Source organism: Oscillospiraceae bacterium (assembly GCA_035380125.1).
Classification (GTDB): domain Bacteria; phylum Bacillota; class Clostridia; order Oscillospirales; family JAKOTC01; genus DAOPZJ01.
Genome location: DAOSWV010000016.1, coordinates 21371 through 39442, shown reverse-complemented (window position 1 = coordinate 39442; position 18072 = coordinate 21371). Strand labels below are relative to the sequence as shown.

Annotated in this window: 15 protein-coding genes; 2 read left to right on the top strand and 13 right to left on the bottom strand. The window is 53.3% G+C overall.

The window, feature by feature from the left end:
* Positions 1–35: 35 nt before the first annotated feature.
* From aspS to PK629_07915, 5 genes are all read right to left on the bottom strand, one after another.
* Positions 36–1790 carry an aspartate--tRNA ligase gene (aspS, locus tag PK629_07935; GenBank protein HOP11406.1) on the bottom strand — a complete coding sequence of 585 codons (1755 nt, stop codon included), beginning with the start codon at positions 1788–1790 and terminating at the stop codon, positions 36–38.
* Positions 1791–1814: 24 nt separating this feature from the next.
* Positions 1815–3077, bottom strand: coding sequence for a histidine--tRNA ligase (gene hisS / locus PK629_07930; protein HOP11405.1), 1263 nt, complete (start codon positions 3075–3077; stop codon positions 1815–1817).
* 139 nt (positions 3078–3216) lie between these two features.
* Entirely contained in the window at positions 3217–3618 is a 402-nt protein-coding gene (locus PK629_07925) for a methylglyoxal synthase (GenBank protein HOP11404.1), read from the bottom strand.
* 21 nt (positions 3619–3639) lie between these two features.
* Positions 3640–4374 carry a P-loop NTPase gene (locus PK629_07920; GenBank protein ID HOP11403.1) on the bottom strand — a complete coding sequence of 245 codons (735 nt, stop codon included), beginning with the start codon at positions 4372–4374 and terminating at the stop codon, positions 3640–3642.
* Positions 4375–5266: 892 nt separating this feature from the next.
* Positions 5267–5866, bottom strand: a complete 600-nt coding sequence (locus PK629_07915; protein HOP11402.1) for a Maf family protein — start codon at positions 5864–5866, stop codon at positions 5267–5269.
* 275 nt (positions 5867–6141) lie between these two features.
* Between PK629_07915 and PK629_07910 the strand changes: the two genes are divergently transcribed.
* Entirely contained in the window at positions 6142–7569 is a 1428-nt protein-coding gene (locus PK629_07910) for a hypothetical protein (GenBank protein HOP11401.1), read from the top strand.
* 11 nt (positions 7570–7580) lie between these two features.
* Positions 7581–8120: a GNAT family N-acetyltransferase gene (locus tag PK629_07905; GenBank protein HOP11400.1), complete on the top strand. Its 540-nt coding sequence runs from the start codon at positions 7581–7583 to the stop codon at positions 8118–8120.
* Positions 8121–8596: 476 nt separating this feature from the next.
* On the opposite strand, the gene PK629_07900 is transcribed toward PK629_07905, so the two are convergent.
* The 8 genes from PK629_07900 to PK629_07865 all read right to left on the bottom strand — a co-directional run bounded on the left by PK629_07900 (position 8597) and on the right by PK629_07865 (position 17997).
* Positions 8597–9451, bottom strand: a complete 855-nt coding sequence (locus tag PK629_07900) for an SDR family oxidoreductase (GenBank protein ID HOP11399.1) — start codon at positions 9449–9451, stop codon at positions 8597–8599.
* Between the two features lie 28 nt (positions 9452–9479).
* Complete coding sequence (locus PK629_07895) at positions 9480–10550, bottom strand: Gfo/Idh/MocA family oxidoreductase (GenBank protein ID HOP11398.1); 1071 nt, start codon at positions 10548–10550, stop codon at positions 9480–9482.
* 46 nt (positions 10551–10596) lie between these two features.
* Positions 10597–11640 (bottom strand): uroporphyrinogen decarboxylase family protein, encoded by a 1044-nt coding sequence (locus tag PK629_07890; GenBank protein ID HOP11397.1) that lies wholly within the window; start codon positions 11638–11640, stop codon positions 10597–10599.
* Positions 11641–11686: 46 nt separating this feature from the next.
* Complete coding sequence (locus PK629_07885) at positions 11687–13294, bottom strand: extracellular solute-binding protein (GenBank protein ID HOP11396.1); 1608 nt, start codon at positions 13292–13294, stop codon at positions 11687–11689.
* 4 nt (positions 13295–13298) lie between these two features.
* The gene (gene folD / locus PK629_07880; protein ID HOP11395.1) at positions 13299–14159 is read right to left on the bottom strand and encodes a bifunctional methylenetetrahydrofolate dehydrogenase/methenyltetrahydrofolate cyclohydrolase FolD; all 861 of its coding nucleotides are present in this window, start codon (positions 14157–14159) and stop codon (positions 13299–13301) included.
* 20 nt (positions 14160–14179) lie between these two features.
* Positions 14180–15358 carry a prolipoprotein diacylglyceryl transferase gene (locus PK629_07875; GenBank protein ID HOP11394.1) on the bottom strand — a complete coding sequence of 393 codons (1179 nt, stop codon included), beginning with the start codon at positions 15356–15358 and terminating at the stop codon, positions 14180–14182.
* 111 nt (positions 15359–15469) lie between these two features.
* Complete coding sequence (locus tag PK629_07870; protein ID HOP11393.1) at positions 15470–16741, bottom strand: pitrilysin family protein; 1272 nt, start codon at positions 16739–16741, stop codon at positions 15470–15472.
* A complete protein-coding gene (locus PK629_07865; GenBank protein ID HOP11392.1) occupies positions 16738–17997 on the bottom strand; it encodes an insulinase family protein in 1260 nt (419 codons plus the stop codon). The genes PK629_07870 and PK629_07865 overlap by 4 nt, the downstream gene beginning before the upstream one ends.
* Positions 17998–18072: the final 75 nt, after the last annotated feature.

Here is an 18072-nt window from a genome sequence, read left to right as displayed (position 1 = left end):
GATTTGCGTATTGTCACCGGCGACTCCACCGGCGATTATTTTAGATTGATTTTCAGTTCGTCGAGTTGTTTCAGATCGACCGGGGACGGGCAGCCGCTCATCAGCTCGGAGGCGTTCTGAACTTTGGGGAACGCCGTGACGTCACGCAGGGAATCTGCGCCGCAGAGAAGCATTGCCAGACGGTCGAGGCCGAGGCCCACGCCGCCGTGCGGCGGTGCGCCGTAGCGGTAAGCGTCGACCAAAAAGCCGAATTTGGACTGGATCTGCTCCGGAGTCAGACCCAGCAAACTGAACATGCGGTTTTGCAGCGCCGGATCGTTGATGCGGATCGAACCGGAGAGCAGTTCGATGCCGTTCAATACGAGGTCATAGGATTTGGCACGCACGGTTCCCGGATCGCTCTCAAGATAGGGCATACACTCCTCGAGCGGCATGGTAAAGGGGTGATGCATCGCGACCCACTCGCCGCTCTCTTCGTCGAATTCAAAAAACGGCATTTCGACGATCCAAACGAGTTCGTATCGGTCTTTCGGGATAATATCAAGCTGTTTTGCCACGATGTTGCGCAAAGAACCGAGCACCGACAGGACGGTTTTGTTTTTATCGGCGACGAACAACACCGTGTCGCCTTTTTCGCATCCGACGGCGGCAAGCAGCTTGGTTAGTTCGCCTTCGGCTAAAAATTTTCCGAAAGAACAGGTCGGCTCGTCTTCGCTCCAGCGGACATAGGCAAGCCCCTTTGCGCCGATGCCGCGCGCGGTTTCGGTGAGTTTATCGATCTCCTTGCGGGTGAGCGTCGAAACACTGTTCTTGGCGACGATGCAGCGCACGCTGCCACCGCTTTGTACTGCGCCGGAGAAAACCCCGAAACCACAGTCCTTGACCAATTCGCTGACATCCTGAATCTCCATGCCGAAACGCAGGTCGGGTTTGTCCGAGCCGAAGCGGTTCATCGCGTCGGCAAAGGTCAGGCGGCGGATCGGAAGCTCGATTTGGCGGTCGAGCATGCGCTCGAAAACCCGCTTCATATAGCCCTCGATCATCGCGAGAATATCGTCGACATCGACGAAGGACATCTCAAGGTCGATCTGGGTGAATTCGGGCTGGCGGTCGGCGCGCAAATCCTCGTCGCGGAAACAACGGGCTAACTGGATATAACGGTCAAAGCCGGAAAGCATCAGAAGCTGTTTATACAACTGCGGGGATTGGGGCAGCGCGTAGAAATTGCCCGGGTGGATGCGGGACGGCACGATATAGTCGCGCGCGCCCTCGGGGGTGGACTTGATCATCATCGGGGTCTCGATCTCGATAAAGCCGTTTTCGTAAAAGTATTCACGGGTGACTTGGGCAAGTTTATGGCGCGTAATGATGTTTTTTTGCAGCGGCGCACGGCGCAGGTCGAGATAACGGTAGCGCAGGCGCAGTTCTTCGTTGGCGTTGCAGTTGTCGATGATCTCGAACGGCGGGGTCTCGCTCTTTGTAAAGAGCTGCAGATCGGTCACGAAAACCTCGAGTTCGCCGGTTGGAATGTCGTAATTCTTGCTTTCGCGTTCGCGCACCGTTCCGGTTGCGCCGATGACGAATTCGCTGCGCAATGTAAACGCCAGATCGAAAATTTTGCGGTCGGTGGCGTCGTCGAAAGCCAGCTGAATGATGCCGGTGCGGTCGCGCAGGTCGACGAAAATCAGCCCGCCGAGGTTGCGCTGTCTGGCCACCCAGCCGCAGACCGACACGGTTTTGCCGAGGTCGGCTTTGGTGATTTCGGTGGCGTATTGAGTTCGTTTTATCATATAAATTTCTTCTTTCGTAATGATTTATTTCAGCGCTGCGATCAATCCGTCTTCGTTTTCGACGGTAAGTTCGCGGTCGTTTTTCATATCTTTGAGAACATATTTGCCGGTTTTCAGCTCGTCTTCGCCCAAAATCAAGGTGAAATCGAAACCCATCTTGTTGGCGTAACGCATCGAGGACTTCAAGCTGCGGGTCGAGAGTTCCGTCTGACAGGGGATTCCGGCGGATTTCACGGCGTCGGCCAGCCGCGCTGCGCGCGGCCTGGTCTCATCTCCGATCGGAATCATAAATAATCTGCCCGCGGCGGGTTTCGGGAAATCACAGCCGCATTTTTCGGCCAGTAGAACCATGCGTTCGATGCCCATGGCAAGGCCGAGTGCCGGAGTGGGTTGCCCGCCGAGTTCTTCGACAAGCCCGTCATAGCGTCCGCCGCCGCCGACCGCGTCCTGTGCGCCTAGTTGGTCGGTGACAAACTCAAACACGGGGCCGTTGTAATAGTCCAAACCGCGCACGATGCCGGTATCAAGTTCATACTTGACGCCGAGGTCGGTGAGTAAGGAACAGAGTGCGTCGAAATGCGTTTTGCAATCGTCGCAGAGGTAGTCGGTGATGACCGGCGCACCTTTGGCAACGGTTTTGCATTCGGGCGATTTGCAGTCCAGAATGCGCATCGGGTTTTTATAAAGCCGATCGTTGCAGGTCTCGCAGAGAGTGTCTTTATACTGTTCGAAATAAGCGACCAGCGCTTTTTTGTATTCGCCCCTGCACTGTTTGCAGCCGATGGAATTGAGTTTGGTGGTTACCGCGTCTGCGATGCCGATTTTTTTAAGTGCTTTGTTGACCAACACGATCAACTCGGCCTCGGCCAAGTAGGAATCCGCGCCGAAAATCTCGAAACCGACTTGATGGAATTCGCGCAGACGGCCCGCCTGCGGGCGGTTATAACGAAAACACGTTGTGAAATAAAACAATTTCTGCGGCAGTGCCTCTCCGGCAAGGCCGTTTTCCAAAAAGGCGCGCACGACGCCCGCCGTGCCCTCGGGGGCTAAAGTCAGCTCCTCGCCGCCTCGGTCGGTAAAGGTGTACATCTCCTTGCTGACGACGTCGGAGGTCTCGCCGGAACTGCGCGCAAACAGCGTTGTCTTTTCAAAAGTGGGAACGCGAATTTGGCCGAAGCCGGCAAGAAGGGCTTCGGTCGAAAAAATTTCTTCGATTTTGCGGAAAGCGGCCGACTGTTTGGGCAGCAAATCCGCCGTGCCGCGCGGTTTTTGAAATTTGATGGGCATTTGTTATATCATCCTTCTGTTTATGAAATAAAATTTAAAGTAACAGATTGATTACTTAAAAAGAACCACTCCGGCCTGCGGGCCACCCCTACATAAAGGGGAATAAGGATTTTGATGACGGGTTGAAAATCAATCGCGGTCAATTCTTGGGATTGACGATGTCACGCCAGTCGAGCCAGCCGTTGGCAAGACCGTGGATCAGCACCTCGGCGGTTGCGATATTGGTGGCCATCGGCACCGTATGGGCGTCACACAGGCGCATTAAATTGAGTTCGGCGCCGTTTACCCGCTGTTCGTTCGGGGTGCGGAAAAAGAGCAGCATGTCGATGCGGTCGCAGCTTACCAGCGCCGCGATTTGTTCTAGGCCGCCCTGAGAACCCGACATCAGCGATAATATTTTTAACCCCGCACCTTCGGAAACCAATTTCGCGGTTGCGGCTGTGGCACACAGGTCATGCTTGGCCAATATTCCTTTGTAAGCGGTGCAGAACTGCACCAAAAGTTCTTTTTTGTCGTTGTCGGCAATGAGCGCGATGTTCATCTTTGAACCTTTCTGCCTTTATTAAAGGCGCATCAATGGTACGTATTTGCCGCAGATTCGGGCGGCGATATTGTAAAACGACTGAACGCTGACAGCCGAACGCGGCAGCATCAGCACGCCTTTGCGTGAGAGTTTTGAAAATTCCGAGTCGAACGGGATGACGCCCAACAGCTGGCTGCCCACGGCGTCGACAAAATCATCGATGGAAGGGGCGATTTTTTTGCGTACCAGCCGTCTGTCGTATTTATTGAGCAGGAGGCGGCTTTTTTTGCCCATTTTTGCAATCAGCGCACCGGTTTTGGTCGCCGCCCGCAGCGCTGCGTCATCCGGCGTCGAGACGATGACAACTTCGTCCGCTGCCGTAACCGCGCTGTCGAATTCCCGTCCGAGTCCGGCGGGTGCGTCGATGATAATAAAATCAAATTGGCCCGCCATGATGCGGCAGAATCGCGAGATGTCTTCGCCGGTGCAGAATTTTTCGGGGGATAAGGCGACCGAAGCGGTGCTCAGGCCGGCCAGCCCGGGGCACGGGATCACCACATCCGAGACCTCACAGCGCTTTGCGACGGCGTCGCAGATGTCGAACAGCGCCGGTTTTTCCATACCGAGCATGATGTCCAACCCCGCAATGCCCTGATCCGCGTCGACCAACAGCACGCGTTTTCCGCGGCAGACGATGGAAGCGGCGACACAGGTGGCGACGGTGGATTTGCCCACCCCGCCCTTGCCCGAGCAGAAGGTCAGTATCTTTTGCATCTGACGACCGTCCTTTCGCCTTAAAGGTTTTACTCCTTAAAGTTATAAAGAGCCGTTTATAGGATAACATAAACAGCGGTTTTTTTCAAGCGAAACAAATCGCCGGGCGGGATTTGTATACCGTAGGGGCGGCCCCATGTGGCCGCCCGGGGAAATGGGGGGAATCAGTAATCATGAAAAGTAAAGAAGGAAGGTACTGCCGCGACGGGAACAAGACCGATCCCCATCGGGAATGACCACACAGATAACGAGTTGCGGGCGGCCACACGGGGCCTCCCCTACGGTTAATGTGTGTAGAATCAATCATTAAAATATTGCTCGGCGGGCGGATGATATCCGCCCCTACGGGAAATGACCACCCCGGCACTACGTGCCTGCCCCTAAGGCGTCGTAAACGACACCTTTCAGAGGGGAATAAGATTCGAAAACACGTGCTATCCGGCAGACGAGATGTAAATCCCTGATACATTAGGAACCGGCATCATTTTGATACAGATAACGAGTTGCGGGCGGCCACACGGGGCCGCCCCTACGGTTGATGTGTGCAGAATCAATCATTAAAGTATTGCTCGGCGGGCGGATGATATCCGCCCCTACGGGAAATGACCACCCCGGCACTACGTGCCTGCCCCTAAGGCGTCGTAAACGACACCTTTCAGAGGGGAATAAGATTCGAAAACACGTGCTATCCGGCAGACGAGATGTAAATCCCTGATACATTAGGAACCGGCATCATTTTGATACAGATAACGAGTTGCGGGCGGCCACACGGGGCCGCCCCTACGGTTGATGTGTGCAGAATCAATCATTAAAGTATTGCTCGGCGGGCGGATGATATCCGCCCCTACGGATGTGATACGGGCGATTACGAATCGCCCCTACAGATGAATCATCAAAGCACGTGTAGTTTGGATAACTCGTGATAGACGCGGGCGACCGGAAGGCCGACGATGTTGCTGTAATCGCCGGTGACTTTGCGCACGAATTTGACCGCAAGCCCCTGAATCGCATAGGCACCCGCCTTGTCCATATGCTCGCCGCTGGCAAGATAATCGTCTAACTCAGTATCGGTGATCGGGTACATCGTGACAGCGGTGCGTTCACAAAAGGTCTTTTTACGGGTTTTACCGTTTTCATTCACTAAAATGCAGACGCCGGTGAAAACTTCGTGCGTGCGGCCCGAGAGCTTTTTTAAAATTTCCCGTGCGTCTTCGTCATCTTGGGGTTTGCCGATTATTTCGCCGTCGATGACGACAATCGTGTCCGCGCCCAAGACGGCAAAGTCCTTTGCCCCGTCGTTTTTCAGGCCGTCAAACACCGCGTGCGCTTTATGCGACGACAGATCGAGCACGGTTTGAACCGGAGTGACAGCAGTTGTCTCTTCGGGGTCGTTGCAGGGTCGTACTTCAAATGCGATGTCGGCCAAAGTCAGCAATTCGCGCCTTCTCGGGGAACCCGAGGCCAGATAGAGTTTGGGGGGATATTGTTTCATTTGCTGCCTCCGAAGATAAAGTAAAGAGCAAAACGGGATCGGCAATTCGGTTCATTCCGGGGAACCCCGGGCCGGATGTTATGTGTGTTTTCAATGCTGAATAATCGGTTTTTTCGGCATTTCCTCAGAAATTATACCAAAAATGTGCCGGATTGACAAGGAAAAACAGCGCAAATAACAAATTTTCATAAATTGATTGACAGCGCCGAGAATTTCAGTAAAATAATGTTTAGCGAACGGGAAATGCGTTCGCTTTTTATGAAGGATTTAACAGCATGAGAAATATAAAAATTGTTATAAAAAATTCGGCTTTTTTCCGCGTGTTCAATCTGCATGAGGAAAAAGCGCGCGGCCGTTCCGCCATGATCGCTTCGGCGGTCATCGCCAGCATTGCCGCAAACCTCACCGGCGGCGTGTTTTATTCCGGATTCCTGGTCGGATACGGGATTAATCTCGTCAATATCGGCATTCTCTCGTTCGTGCCGTATATGGCGTCGCTGTTCTGTTTATTGTCGCCGCTCGTATTGGAGCGGTTTAAAAAGCGCAAGTGGGTATTGGCCGGAGGGCGTATTCTCTATTACACCATCAATATTCTGGGACTGACGCTGCTGCCCCAATTGGTGAAGGATCCGAGTTCCCGGATTATCGGTTTTGCCATAATCATTTTTTTGGCAAACGCCGTTAACAACATCTTTTCACAGGGCTATTCGGTGTGGCACCTCAATTTTTTGCCGGAGGACATCCGGGCGGATTATTTCAACCAGTCCAACATTATTAACAACATCATGACGGGCGCGGTGCTGATCGCCTCCTCGGCCATCACCGACGCGCTGCCCGCCGGCGGTCCCGAACAGCTGCGCATCATTGTCATCCTGCGTTTTATTGCCTATGCCATCGCCTTCTTTGACGTGTTGGTGCTGCTGCTGCCCAAGGAATACCCGTATCCGCAGACCGCACAGAAACTCAGTCCCGGAAAAGTTCTGACACTGCCTTTTAAAAATAAAAAATTCATGCTGACAATGTTGGTCATGTTCGCTTATACGTTTGCCGCCAACGTCTCGGCTCCGTTCATCAACGTGCATTTGATCGAAAACGTCAAGGTCAGCTATTCGCTGATCAACGGCATCAACGCCTCGTATTTCCTCGTATTTATTCTGTTCGGAAACATCGCCAAACGGCAGATCGCGCGTTGGTCTTGGTTCAAGACCTATGCGATCTGGGTGTTGATTCAGGCACCGACATATTTGTTGTATACTTTTGTACATAATGTCGACGGGAGTTTAAATTGGTTATTTATCACGGTTCGTTTGATGCAGCACGTCACGGGTCTGTTTATCACGCTGACCTATTCGAATTTCCCGTATATTAACCTTCCGGAGGCCGACCGAACGGCGTATATGTCGTTTTATGTGATTGCGGTGCATTCATCGGCGCTGCTGAGCATGCTGTTCGGCACCGGTTTTGTCAAACTGGTCGGGGATTTTTCGATCACCTTATTCGGGCTGGCGCTGAACAGCGTTCAGATGCTGTTGTTTATGACGTTTGTGCTGGAGGCCGGGGTCAGTCTGATGGTGTTTACTCTGCTGCCCAAGATCAATCCCGAGAACTGGAAAGAACCGCCCAAGATGCCGCGTGAGCGGATTATGCTGCCGTGGATGCGCAAGCGGATGATCGTCGAGGAGGAACAGAAGCAGAGCAGCTGAAAGGAGAAAAAATGGGGGAATCCGAATTTTTTTCACCGATCGAAACAAAACGACTGATGCTCAAAAACATCTCTGCCGACGACAGGGCGTTCATTTTAAAGCAATTTTCCGATGATTCCGTCAACCGGTATTTATATGACACCGAGCCGTTTTCCAATCTGGAAGAGGCCGATGAACTGATTGACTATTTCACGCAGCCCGAGCCCCGTACCCTGCACCGCTGGATTTTGGTCTTGAAGGACGGCGGCGAAAAGATCGGCACCTGCGGGTTTCACAACTGGGACAGACGCAATCAAAGAGCCGAGATCGGTTACGATTTGCAGCCGGATTTTTGGGGCAAAGGATATATGTCGGAAGCGCTGGAGGCGATTTTGGTGTTTGCCCGGGACCGGATGAAATTGAAACGGATTGACGCGCATATTTACCCCGAAAACCTCGGATCGGTCAGATTGGCGGAACGGCACGGGTTCCGGTTTTGCGGAGAGACCAAGGTTTATGTGTTCCGGGGGAAAGAGTATTTGCATCGGATTTATACGCTATATATGGAGTAAAAAAGTAAGGTTACAAAGATATAATAAGTGAAAATTTGCAACAGAAATGTAGTGATCTGAAAATTGATTGGATTCGGTCGTCATTGCGAGGGGCTTCAACCCCGCGGCAATTCGGATCGGTTGGGCTTCTGGATTGCTTCGTCAAAGCATGGGGCTCTGCCCCACGCTTTTTCTCGCAAAGACGAGTTAAAAAGATATCAGGGTTGCCGATGGCAGGTTCCGCAGATTTGCAAATAAAAACGGAGGATTCTCAAACGAGAACCCTTCGTTTTTTATCATTCGAATAGTGAGTTGGCGGGCGGATGATATCCGCCCCTACATTTTTGCACGCAGTTTGATTTTAATAAGAGTTTTCGGAGATTAGGAAGAATATTGCGCAAGAAATGTTCTTCCCGGTTTCGAAGGAGTTATTTGCAGTCGGGAAGAATATTGCGTAAGAAATATTCTTCTAAAGGAACTGCGTAAGCAGTTCCGATTTAGACGCCGCTGTAGGCGGCAAAACCGCCGTCGACCGGGACGACCACGCCGTTGACGAAGCCGGAGGCCCCGTTGTCGCACAGCCACAGCAAGGTACCGGTCAGGTCTTCCTGCTCGCCGAAGCGGTTCATCGGGGTGTGGGCCAGAATCTTCTTGGAGCGCGCCGTGGGGTTGCCCTCGGCATCGAACAGGAGATTATAATTTTGATTCGTCACAAAGAAGCCCGGGGCAATGGCGTTGACCCGGATGCCGACCGGTGCGAAATGCACCGCCAGCCACGCCGTGAAATTCGAGACCGCCGCTTTGGCCGCGCTGTAGGCCGGAATTTTGGTGAGCGGGCGGAAGGCGTTCATCGACGAGACATTTAAAATGATGCCGCCGCCGTTTTTGGCCATGTCCTTGGCAAAGGCCTGCGTCGGCAGCAGCGTGCCGATGAAGTTGAGATTGAAGACAAACGACACGCCGTCGGGGTCGAGGTCGAAAAAGGTGCGGATGTCGGGATTATCCAGATCGGCGAGCGATAAAGTTTCATTGTCGGTCGTGCCCTTGGGATTGTTGCCGCCCGCGCCGTTGATCAGGATATCGCAGACGCCGAGTTTTTCGGCGACCTCTTTGCGCGCGGTCTCGAGGGAGGCCTTTTCGAGCACGTTGGCGGCGACCGCAACGGCGATTCCGCCGTCTGCGGTGATCTCGTCGGCGACTTTTTGCGCCGCTTCGAGCCGCAGGTCAAGTACCGCGACTTTTGCGCCGCAGGCCGCCAATGACTTGGCGAAACCGGAACACAGTACGCCGCCCGCGCCGGTGATAACCGCAACTTTATCGGACAGATCGATTTTAAAAGGCAGTTTTTCCATAGTGATTTCCTTTCGTTCGGGGGAGCGTTTAAAACTTGACCGGGAACGGGTTCTGACGGTGGCACTCCCGGATGACTTTGAGCTGCTGGATCGCCTGTTCGGGCTTGATCGGGAACACGGCGCCGGTTGTCAGCGAATCAAAGACCAGATCGTAATACCGCTTGCTGATGGTCTTGAACAGATCGGCCTGTTCCTCGGGAATATCCCAATGTTCTTCCGTCCAAGTGAGGGTCTCGGCGGGATAGGTCGGCAGATTGTTTTCGTCGACCATCGGGGTCAGAACGAGTTCGTGTTTGGGCGCGGTCTCGGCATCGAAATACTTCCAGTCGATGTGGGTCATCGTGCCCTTGAGCGAGCCGCGGGTACCCTGAATCGTATAAGTCGTGTCCGGATAGGCCGAGCAGGACGAGATGTCGATCTCGACCAGCGGGCATTCGGGCGCTTTGAGCAGGATTTTGACAAAGTCCTCGGCGTCGCCGTAGCTGTTGGCGCGGTCCATGTGGCAAAAGACCTCGGGCATGCCGTTGTAATTCAAAAACCGAAGCGCCTGATCGACCGGATGAGGTCCGGTATTATAAAGATTGCCGGCAACTTTGCGCTGCACCGTCTGCCAGTCCCAGCGGCGGGAAAATCCGTCGAATGCGACCCGCACGAAGACAATGCGCCCCAAAACGCCACTGTCGGCGATCTCTTTGGCTTTGATAAAATACGGCGCGTTGCGGCTCTGCTGGAAGAAAGCGAAGAACTTGCTGCCGCTTTTTTCGGCGGTTTTTATCAAATCTTCGACCTCTTCGGGCAATTTGGCGGCCGGTTTCTCGGAGACGACCGACTTGCCGGCGGCGAGCAACTCTTTAGTGATGGCGTAATGGGTGTCGCTGTGGGTGGCGTTGATGTACAGGTCAATATCGTTCCTTTTAATCAGGTCGCGGTAATCGGCGCAGACATCGCAGTTCCACTCGGCTTTGGCGCGCTCCCGGCGGTCGGCCAGCACATCGCAGGCGGCGACGATTTGATAGCGGTCGTCGGTGAGCAGATGCTTGGCGTGGATGTTGCGTCCGCTGCGCCCGAGTCCGATGATGGCGACTTTAATTTTGTCCATGGTTGACACCTCTTTGCTGCACGGGCGGATGATATCCGCCCCTACATTATTTATAAAATCTTGAGAGATTTGCGCCGTAGTTGATGAACTCGTCGTGCATGGCGGCGACGTTTTCCGGCGGGATTTGAATGGTTTTATAATCGCCGTAGTCCTTTAAAATCAAGCCGCCGCCCTTGGGACAGAAGGTGTCGATCATTTCCCGTGCGCTTCGGCGGGTGACTTCCGGGTCGGGAATCGGCAGGATTGTCTGAATATCGACCGGGGAAAACATCGAGACCTTTTTGCCGAACAGGTCGCTGACCCGCTGCATACCCATCAGGGTCGGCGCGTCAAACTGCATACAATCCACACCGATTTCGACCAGATCGGGCAGAATTTCCCAGATATAGCCGCAGGAATGCATGATGGCATACATGCCGTGTTCGTGGATGCGGTCGAAAATCCGCTTAATCGAGGGTTTGAAGACCTCGCGCCACAACGCTGGGCTGATGAGCAGCCGGTCCTGCGTGCCCCAGTCCTCGCAGGTGAAGATCGCGTCGGTACCCAGTTCGCCGTAATTGTCGATCACGCCGAGAATTTCTTTCATGACCATCTCGTTGAGGATCATGACGTTTTCGCGTTCGAGCAGCAGGTCTTCGAAGAAATATTCCATCTTGCGAATATAGCGCATGATGGCGAACGGATAACCGGGCAGCCCGCCCATTGAGAATTTATCTTTGACAAAATCTTTTTTGGAGTTGGCGAAACGGGCTTTGTCGGAGATGTGCGGAAGCTGATAGTCCTTGAGCTGCTCCCAATCGGTGATCGCGCCGTGGATGACCTCGCCGCAGCCGAAATCGCCGGGCAGGCGTCCCCATAGGTTGCCGTATTCGTCGGTGCGCACCTCGCCCCGGAAATTTTTGAGGTCGGGGTATTTTGAGAGGACCTCTTCGGGACTTTTCCAGCTGCCGTCGAACTGTTTGTCGGGCAGTGCGGAAATCCAGCAGGTGTCGTCAAAAACAGGATTATTCGGATCTTTCAAATTGAGCGCAACGCGCTCCGGTTTTTCAAAATTCAATGTGGCCAGCATGATTTCGCGGCTTGTCATCATTTATAATCATCCTTTCAGGGTAAGGATTTATTCGGCTAAACGGTCGTCAGGACTGAGAGGAGACTGCGCTTGAAGTTTCGACAACCGGATAATAGCTCTGAACCGGATAGATGCCGAACGCGGTGTTGGCTTCGGTCAGGACTATTTCGGCATCAAGTGCCAACATATCCTGCTTATAGACGTCCAGCGCTTGAGCAACCGTGATAGTTGAGTCGGTGATCGCCGATTGCAACAATTTAACAAAGGCGGCGTTGTAATCGTCCGCTTTTTCGGAATAGGTCACGGAGGAGATACCGAACAGCAGCGGATGGCGGAAATAGAAACTGCCGTTTGCAAGGCCTTCGGTGATCATCGTGTAATAGTGCACCGAGGCGACCTGCGCGAGCTCTATCTCGGCGTCGGAGGTGTCGTTGTAGAAGCGCATATAATCCTTGGCCTCGAACATGCCAGGCAGCGTGCCGCAGAGATTCGGACACGGGATCAGCGCATGATTGCTGTCGGCATAATCGAGTACCAGTCCGCTGTCGGTTTTGGTATACCCCGCGATGCCGATGCTGCAGCTGAGCCAGTTGCTCTCGCTGCCCCACAGCATTTTAAGCAGATAGCGGGTGGTTTCAAGCGGTTGACTGCTGCCGGTGAGCAGGCAATAGGCCCCGCCCTGCACCGTGATCGGGGCGCCGCTGCCGTTGAGGCCGCCGGTCGATTCGGTGTAAATTTGATATTGTGTAAGATCGCTGTCCTTGGCCAGCGTGGCGCCGAAACTCAACTTGGCGCCGCCCAGCGGATAATAGGTACTCGCGGCGGTGCCTTTGGTCATTATTTTGACCAGTTCGTCATAATCGGTCTCAAGGAAGTCGCTGTTGATGGCGCCTATGGCATAGAGTTCGCGTAAGTACGAGAGTGCGTTCTGCGCTCCGTCGGTCAGCATGGCGTCGGCCACACAGCCGAGGGTTTCGTTATAGCCGATGGGATTTCCATAGGTCAGCGGCGCGCCGAAAGCCGCGAAAATATCGGCGAGTCCGGTGGCGTTTACGGTATAGAGGCCGGCTTCCTCGTGTTCTACAAGGGCTGCAAGTAGGGTTTTCAGTTCATCAGTGGTTGTCGGAACGGTTTGATTCAGCTCTGTGAGCCACTCTGTGCGGTAGCTGCGCACCCAGGGCAGAACGTATTCGCCGTCGGCGGGAATGCCCCAGACCGAACCGTTGGCCGTCAGTGCCGCTTTGAAGTTTTCGGGCAGAGAGGCATATATGTCGCTGTCTTCGACGTATTGGTCGAGCGGAACAACCACGCCCGCGTTGACCAATGTCCACAGGTCGGCGTAGTTGTCTACATAGACAAAACCGCTCAGGGTCTTGCTTTGGGCCATCTCAATGACCGTCTCGATGTAGCCGCTGTCACCCAACGTGAGCGAACCGATATTTAATTCCGGTGCGCTTTGGCCGAGGGTGGTCAGCCATTCGGCCTTTTGGTCGCTGTCTTTCCCGTCGAAAAAGTTTTGATTGGTAATGGTGATGGATGCGGGGTTTTCCACAACCGTCGGGACGGTTACTTCCGGTGTCGAAACCGTGGAAACCGTTGAGGCGGAGGGCGCCGAACAGCCTGCAAACAGAAACAGTGCCGTGAAAAGAGCAAGAACCGCTCTTGATGTTTTCATTGATTTATCTCTCCTTGGATTCAAGCCGCATTTTCGCGGCGGAAATCGTGTTTTTCAGCAGCATTGCGATGGTCATCGGGCCGACGCCGCCGGGAACCGGTGTGATGGCGTAGGCTTTTTTCTCAATGGCTTCGAAGTCGACATCACCGTGCAGCTTGCCGTTTTCATCGCGGTTCATGCCGACGTCGATGACGACGCAGCCGTCCTTGACCATGTCGGCGGTGACCAGATTACGTTTGCCGGTGGCGACGACCAGAATGTCGGCACGGCGGCATTCGGCGGCCAGGTCTTTGGTCTTGGAATGGCAGACCGTGACCGTGCCGTTTTGCCACAGCAGCATCATGGACATCGGGCGTCCGACGATGCCGCTGCGTCCGACGACGACGCAGTTTTTGCCCGCGACGGGGATGTGATATTCTTCGAGCATCCGCATGATGCCCGCCGGGGTACAGGGCAGAAAATACGGCCTGCCCGACATCAGGCGTCCGCAGCTGTCGTTGGTCAGGCAGTCGACATCCTTTTTGGGATCGACCGACTCCATCAGCTTGAGCGGATCGAGGTGGCGGGGCAGCGGTTGCTGGATTAGAATGCCGTCGACCGTGGGATCGGCGTTGAGTTCGGCGACAAGTTCCAGCACCTGCGCTTCGGAGGTGTTTTCGGGGAGTTCGAAGGACCGCGATGCAATCCCGTTTTCCTCGCAGGCTTTTTTCTTGTTGCGGACATAGATCTGGGAGGCCGAATCTTCGCCGACCAGAATCACCGCCAGACAGGGGGCTACACCTTTTGCGCGCAGCAGTTCGGCATCTTGGGCAACTTCGCTTTTCACTTTTGCGGCGAGCGCCTTTCCGTCAATGAGTATCGCCATCGTTTTCCTCCTCGGAGATTTTATTTGGTATCGTCATCGGTATCATCGGCAGTCCAAACCTGCCCTTTACCGCCTGTTTGTTCGGGTGTATCTGCATCCTCGGCTTTATCCGGAGCTTCATCGAGGATATCCGCGGCCTCGCCGGGGGCGACATCTGCGGCCTCGCCGGGGGCGACATCTGCGGCCTCGCCTCTGTAGACCTTTTGGACAAACACATCGTTTTCAAAACCGTTATTCTTGCGGGCGTCGATATATTGAGAGATATTGCGCAGGCGGCCTTCCTTGACCTGCCAGCGGATAATTACGATCAATATTACACAGACAACAACCGCAATTACGGCAAACATCACGTTGATACGCATATTCCAGAAAAGCGCGGCGTCGACGCGCTGACTTTCGGTGAAGGCGCGGACCAACGAATACAGCCCCAGGGACCACAGAAATTTTTCACCGGTGAACAGCAGACGTTTGGAAATCAAGGTCACGATCAAAATCACGGCAATACAGCCAAGAATCTCGTAAATCGGAGTGGGTGCGACCGGATTTCCCACAATCCATTTGACGTTTGGCCCGACAGAGGCGCCGCCCCTTAAAACCGAACTTTGATACAGGCTGTATACCTGATCTTCGATATAACTGCCGTTGATGGCCAATAGTGAATTGCTGTGCTGTCCGAAAGAAGTTTGATCGGTTATGTAACCCAGTGCGTTGATTGCCACGGCGGCAGGCAGCGAAAAAGCAAAGCTGTCGAGATATTTGGCCAGCGGCCATTTTTTGATTTTACACAAAACCGACAGTGCGATCAGACCGAAAATCAGACCGCCGAACAGATTCAGTCCGGCATAATTCTTGTCGAAAAACGCGATAAATTTATAAAGCGTGTTGTAATAACCGGCATCGGGATAAGATCCGGTGACTTGATAGATTTGATCCATAAGCCAGAGGTTATTCGGGATGACAAAGAGCAGGCGGGCACCGACCAATGCGAAAAACGCCGTGACTGCCGTGACGCTCCACACTTGTCTTTTCTCAAAATTTTGTTTTGTGATCGCTTTGAAATAGAGATATCCCCCTACAATAACCGCAATGACCGTGAATATCAAACTCCACTTAACTTGGAAAGAACCAATGGTGAAGGCGATCGGATTTAAATTGAACGTGATGCCGAGATTCGGGAACGAGATCCAGTTTTCAGACATGCTTGTTTCCTCCCTTTCGCAGAGGTTTCAACCTTTCTCATCAGACCGGTATGAATCCATTATATACAGGGTTTGTGTGGGCGCGGTGGTGACTTAATATGAATTTACTTTTTATGAACGTTCAAAACCCGTGACCGTGGACAGGGCGAAACGGCTGTAGTCGACCTCTTTGGACAAAAGCGATTCGAGGTCGGATTTTTGCAGATTGAAATAGGCTTCGGCATGGGCAAACGGATCAACGCCCGAGAAAAAGGCCTCGTTGGCGATTCGCCCTGCGCCGATGGGGGTGTTGTATTGATTTAAAATACGTCCGCAGAGTTTGGATTTGACGCGTTCAAAATCCTCGTCGGAAATGCCTTGGAAGAGGCCGGCAAAAGCAGTTTTGATTTTTTCCGCAACCGTCTCCGGAGCCGGGCTTTCACCGCCGAATATCAGGCAGCAATGACCGCGGCTGCCGTCAAGACCGCCGCCGAAATTGGAGTTGATCAGACCGGTATCGTAGAGCTCGCGGTAGAGGGTCGAACCCTCGCCGACGGCCAGTTCGCACAGCGCTTCACCGGCTGCAAAATAGATCGGCTCTTCATTCGCCGAGGGTTTGCGCATTTTATAACCGCACTGAAACAGCGGCATAACCACTTCAAGCTGCTGATTGACAAAATCACGCACGATCTCCGGCGGTTCGGGCTTTTCGTCGGACACGATTTCGATTTCGGGTGCAAAGACAAGGCATTCGTCGCACAGAGAAAGCACCTTTTCGCGCTCAAAATCACCCGAGACAACCAGTGCCATATTGCGCAGTGAATAAAAGGCCGAATAGATTTTATTGAGCAGCGCCGGAGTGATCTTGGAGATGCTTTCGATGCTGCCGCCGATGTCAATCTTGACGGCGCTGTTGTGATAGAGCGCGCCGAGGAAGTTGAAATAGACCCGCCAGCCCGGCAGATCGTCATACATTTTGATTTCCTGACCGATGATACCCTGTTCTTTGGCGATGGTCTGTTCCGAGAAATACGGATGGGTGACAAAGTCGAGCAGGATGCGCAGCGCCTCGTAAAAGTTGCGGGTTGCGGTGAAATAATAATTGGTTTTATCGAATGAAGTGCCCGCGTTGGCGTTTACGCCGGTTTTGGCAAACAGCGTTAAGGCATCGCCCTGTTCGCTTTCGAAAAGTTTGTGTTCGAGAAAATGCGCAACGCCGTCGACAATGTCGGTGTAGCCGTCGTCTTCGGATAATTTAAACCGGGTGTCGATGGAGCCGTATTTGGCGCAGAAGCCCGCATAGTTGCTGACCGCGCCCGGTTTTTGACACAAAATGACCGTCAGGCCGCTGCGGTGAGTGAGAATTTCGGTGGTTTCGTTTAATATCTTGCTTTGGTAGATCATTTCGTGTCCTCCTTTGTGCCGGCCAGCAGATAAACCGTATCCGGCCAGCAGCTTTTTGCCGCGGCGATGATCAGTTCGCGGGAGACGGAATCGAATGAATCGGCCGCCTTGTTGGGAGAACGCATGGTGCCGGCTAAAATTTCGGACAGCCAATAGGCCGACAGCTGCTGCAGGGAGCTCTCGGTCGAACGATAGATGTTTTGCAGATAGAGCTTTGCATCCGTGACGTCGGCATCGGTAAAATCACCGTCGCAGATGGCCTTCAGCTGGGCATTGATTGCCTCGCGGGCTTTCGGGACGTTTTCTTCCAGCACGCCGCTGTCGACCATCAGCATGCCTAAAAATTTATTGTAAGTAGCCGCGCAGTAATAGCACAACCCCAGTTTTTCACGCACGTTGGAAAATAATTTTGAGGTGGTTGAACCGCCGAACAAGGACCGCATGACTTCGAACGCTTTCAGATCGCCCGGCAGGATCTCGGTGGTGCGGTAGGCCATGATCAGTTTGGCTTGCGTGATGTTCATGCGTTCTTCGACCTCGCCGTATTCCTCACAGGGTTTGGGCGTTTCAATTGCGCCGAAAGAGACCGGTTCACGCTTGCCGCCGAAGTGTTTGGCAAAGATTTTTTTGACTTCGTCTGTGCCGTCGGCACCGATGAAGATAATCTCGACGACGGCGGTCTTGAGCATGTTTTGCCACGCCGCATACAGCATTTTGCCGTCGAGTGCGGCGACTTGTTCAAGTTCGCCGTATTTATCGAGCCCGAAGGGTTGGCCGTCGAACATGATTGCGGTGCAGCGTTTGATGGCCAATGCGCGTTTATCGTTTTGCTCGGCCAAAATCAGGCCGCAGACGTTCTGTTTTTCGGCGTCGGTGTCTTTTTTGAAAAATGCGCCCAGACGAACCGGCGGTTTTGTAATCAATTCGCACAGCAGCTCGGCCGCTTCGGGCAGCAGGTCTTTTTTTGCGTATTCGGATTTGACAAGTTCCAAATCGATGGAAAGCACCTGCCGATCGGCGACTTTTTGCACGCGCGGATTCAACTGCGCACCGAAAAGATTTTCCAGTCGGCGTTTTGTGGCTGTAAAATCCTTTCCGCGGCACAAAATAAAAGGCAGCACCGCGTTTTGTGCGGCAGTTGCTGCGTTAAGCGGAAGGACGAAATTGACGGAAATACGGACCGTCTTAAAAAAATTGTTGTTGATGGCCGTAAACGAGACCGCGTCGGCGATGCGTTCCGGTTTTATCTCAGGCATTGCTGCTGTCTTCCTTTCCTTTCGGGCGGCGTTTTGAACAGAATCAACGCAATTTTTTTTCAAATTTTTCAGCCC

Coding starts and splice junctions, on each gene's coding strand:
- PK629_07920 (HOP11403.1), bottom strand. CDS start 4,374: ATGCAAAAGATACTGACCTTCTGCTCGGGCAAGGGCGGGGTGGGCAAA.
- PK629_07890 (HOP11397.1), bottom strand. CDS start 11,640: ATGATGACAAGCCGCGAAATCATGCTGGCCACATTGAATTTTGAAAAA.
- PK629_07915 (HOP11402.1), bottom strand. CDS start 5,866: ATGAAACAATATCCCCCCAAACTCTATCTGGCCTCGGGTTCCCCGAGA.
- PK629_07900 (HOP11399.1), bottom strand. CDS start 9,451: ATGGAAAAACTGCCTTTTAAAATCGATCTGTCCGATAAAGTTGCGGTT.
- hisS (HOP11405.1), bottom strand. CDS start 3,077: ATGCCCATCAAATTTCAAAAACCGCGCGGCACGGCGGATTTGCTGCCC.
- folD (HOP11395.1), bottom strand. CDS start 14,159: ATGGCGATACTCATTGACGGAAAGGCGCTCGCCGCAAAAGTGAAAAGC.
- aspS (HOP11406.1), bottom strand. CDS start 1,790: ATGATAAAACGAACTCAATACGCCACCGAAATCACCAAAGCCGACCTC.
- PK629_07865 (HOP11392.1), bottom strand. CDS start 17,997: ATGCCTGAGATAAAACCGGAACGCATCGCCGACGCGGTCTCGTTTACG.
- PK629_07885 (HOP11396.1), bottom strand. CDS start 13,294: ATGAAAACATCAAGAGCGGTTCTTGCTCTTTTCACGGCACTGTTTCTG.
- PK629_07870 (HOP11393.1), bottom strand. CDS start 16,741: ATGATCTACCAAAGCAAGATATTAAACGAAACCACCGAAATTCTCACT.
- PK629_07875 (HOP11394.1), bottom strand. CDS start 15,358: ATGTCTGAAAACTGGATCTCGTTCCCGAATCTCGGCATCACGTTCAAT.
- PK629_07925 (HOP11404.1), bottom strand. CDS start 3,618: ATGAACATCGCGCTCATTGCCGACAACGACAAAAAAGAACTTTTGGTG.
- PK629_07905 (HOP11400.1), top strand. CDS start 7,581: ATGGGGGAATCCGAATTTTTTTCACCGATCGAAACAAAACGACTGATG.
- PK629_07895 (HOP11398.1), bottom strand. CDS start 10,550: ATGGACAAAATTAAAGTCGCCATCATCGGACTCGGGCGCAGCGGACGC.
- PK629_07910 (HOP11401.1), top strand. CDS start 6,142: ATGAGAAATATAAAAATTGTTATAAAAAATTCGGCTTTTTTCCGCGTG.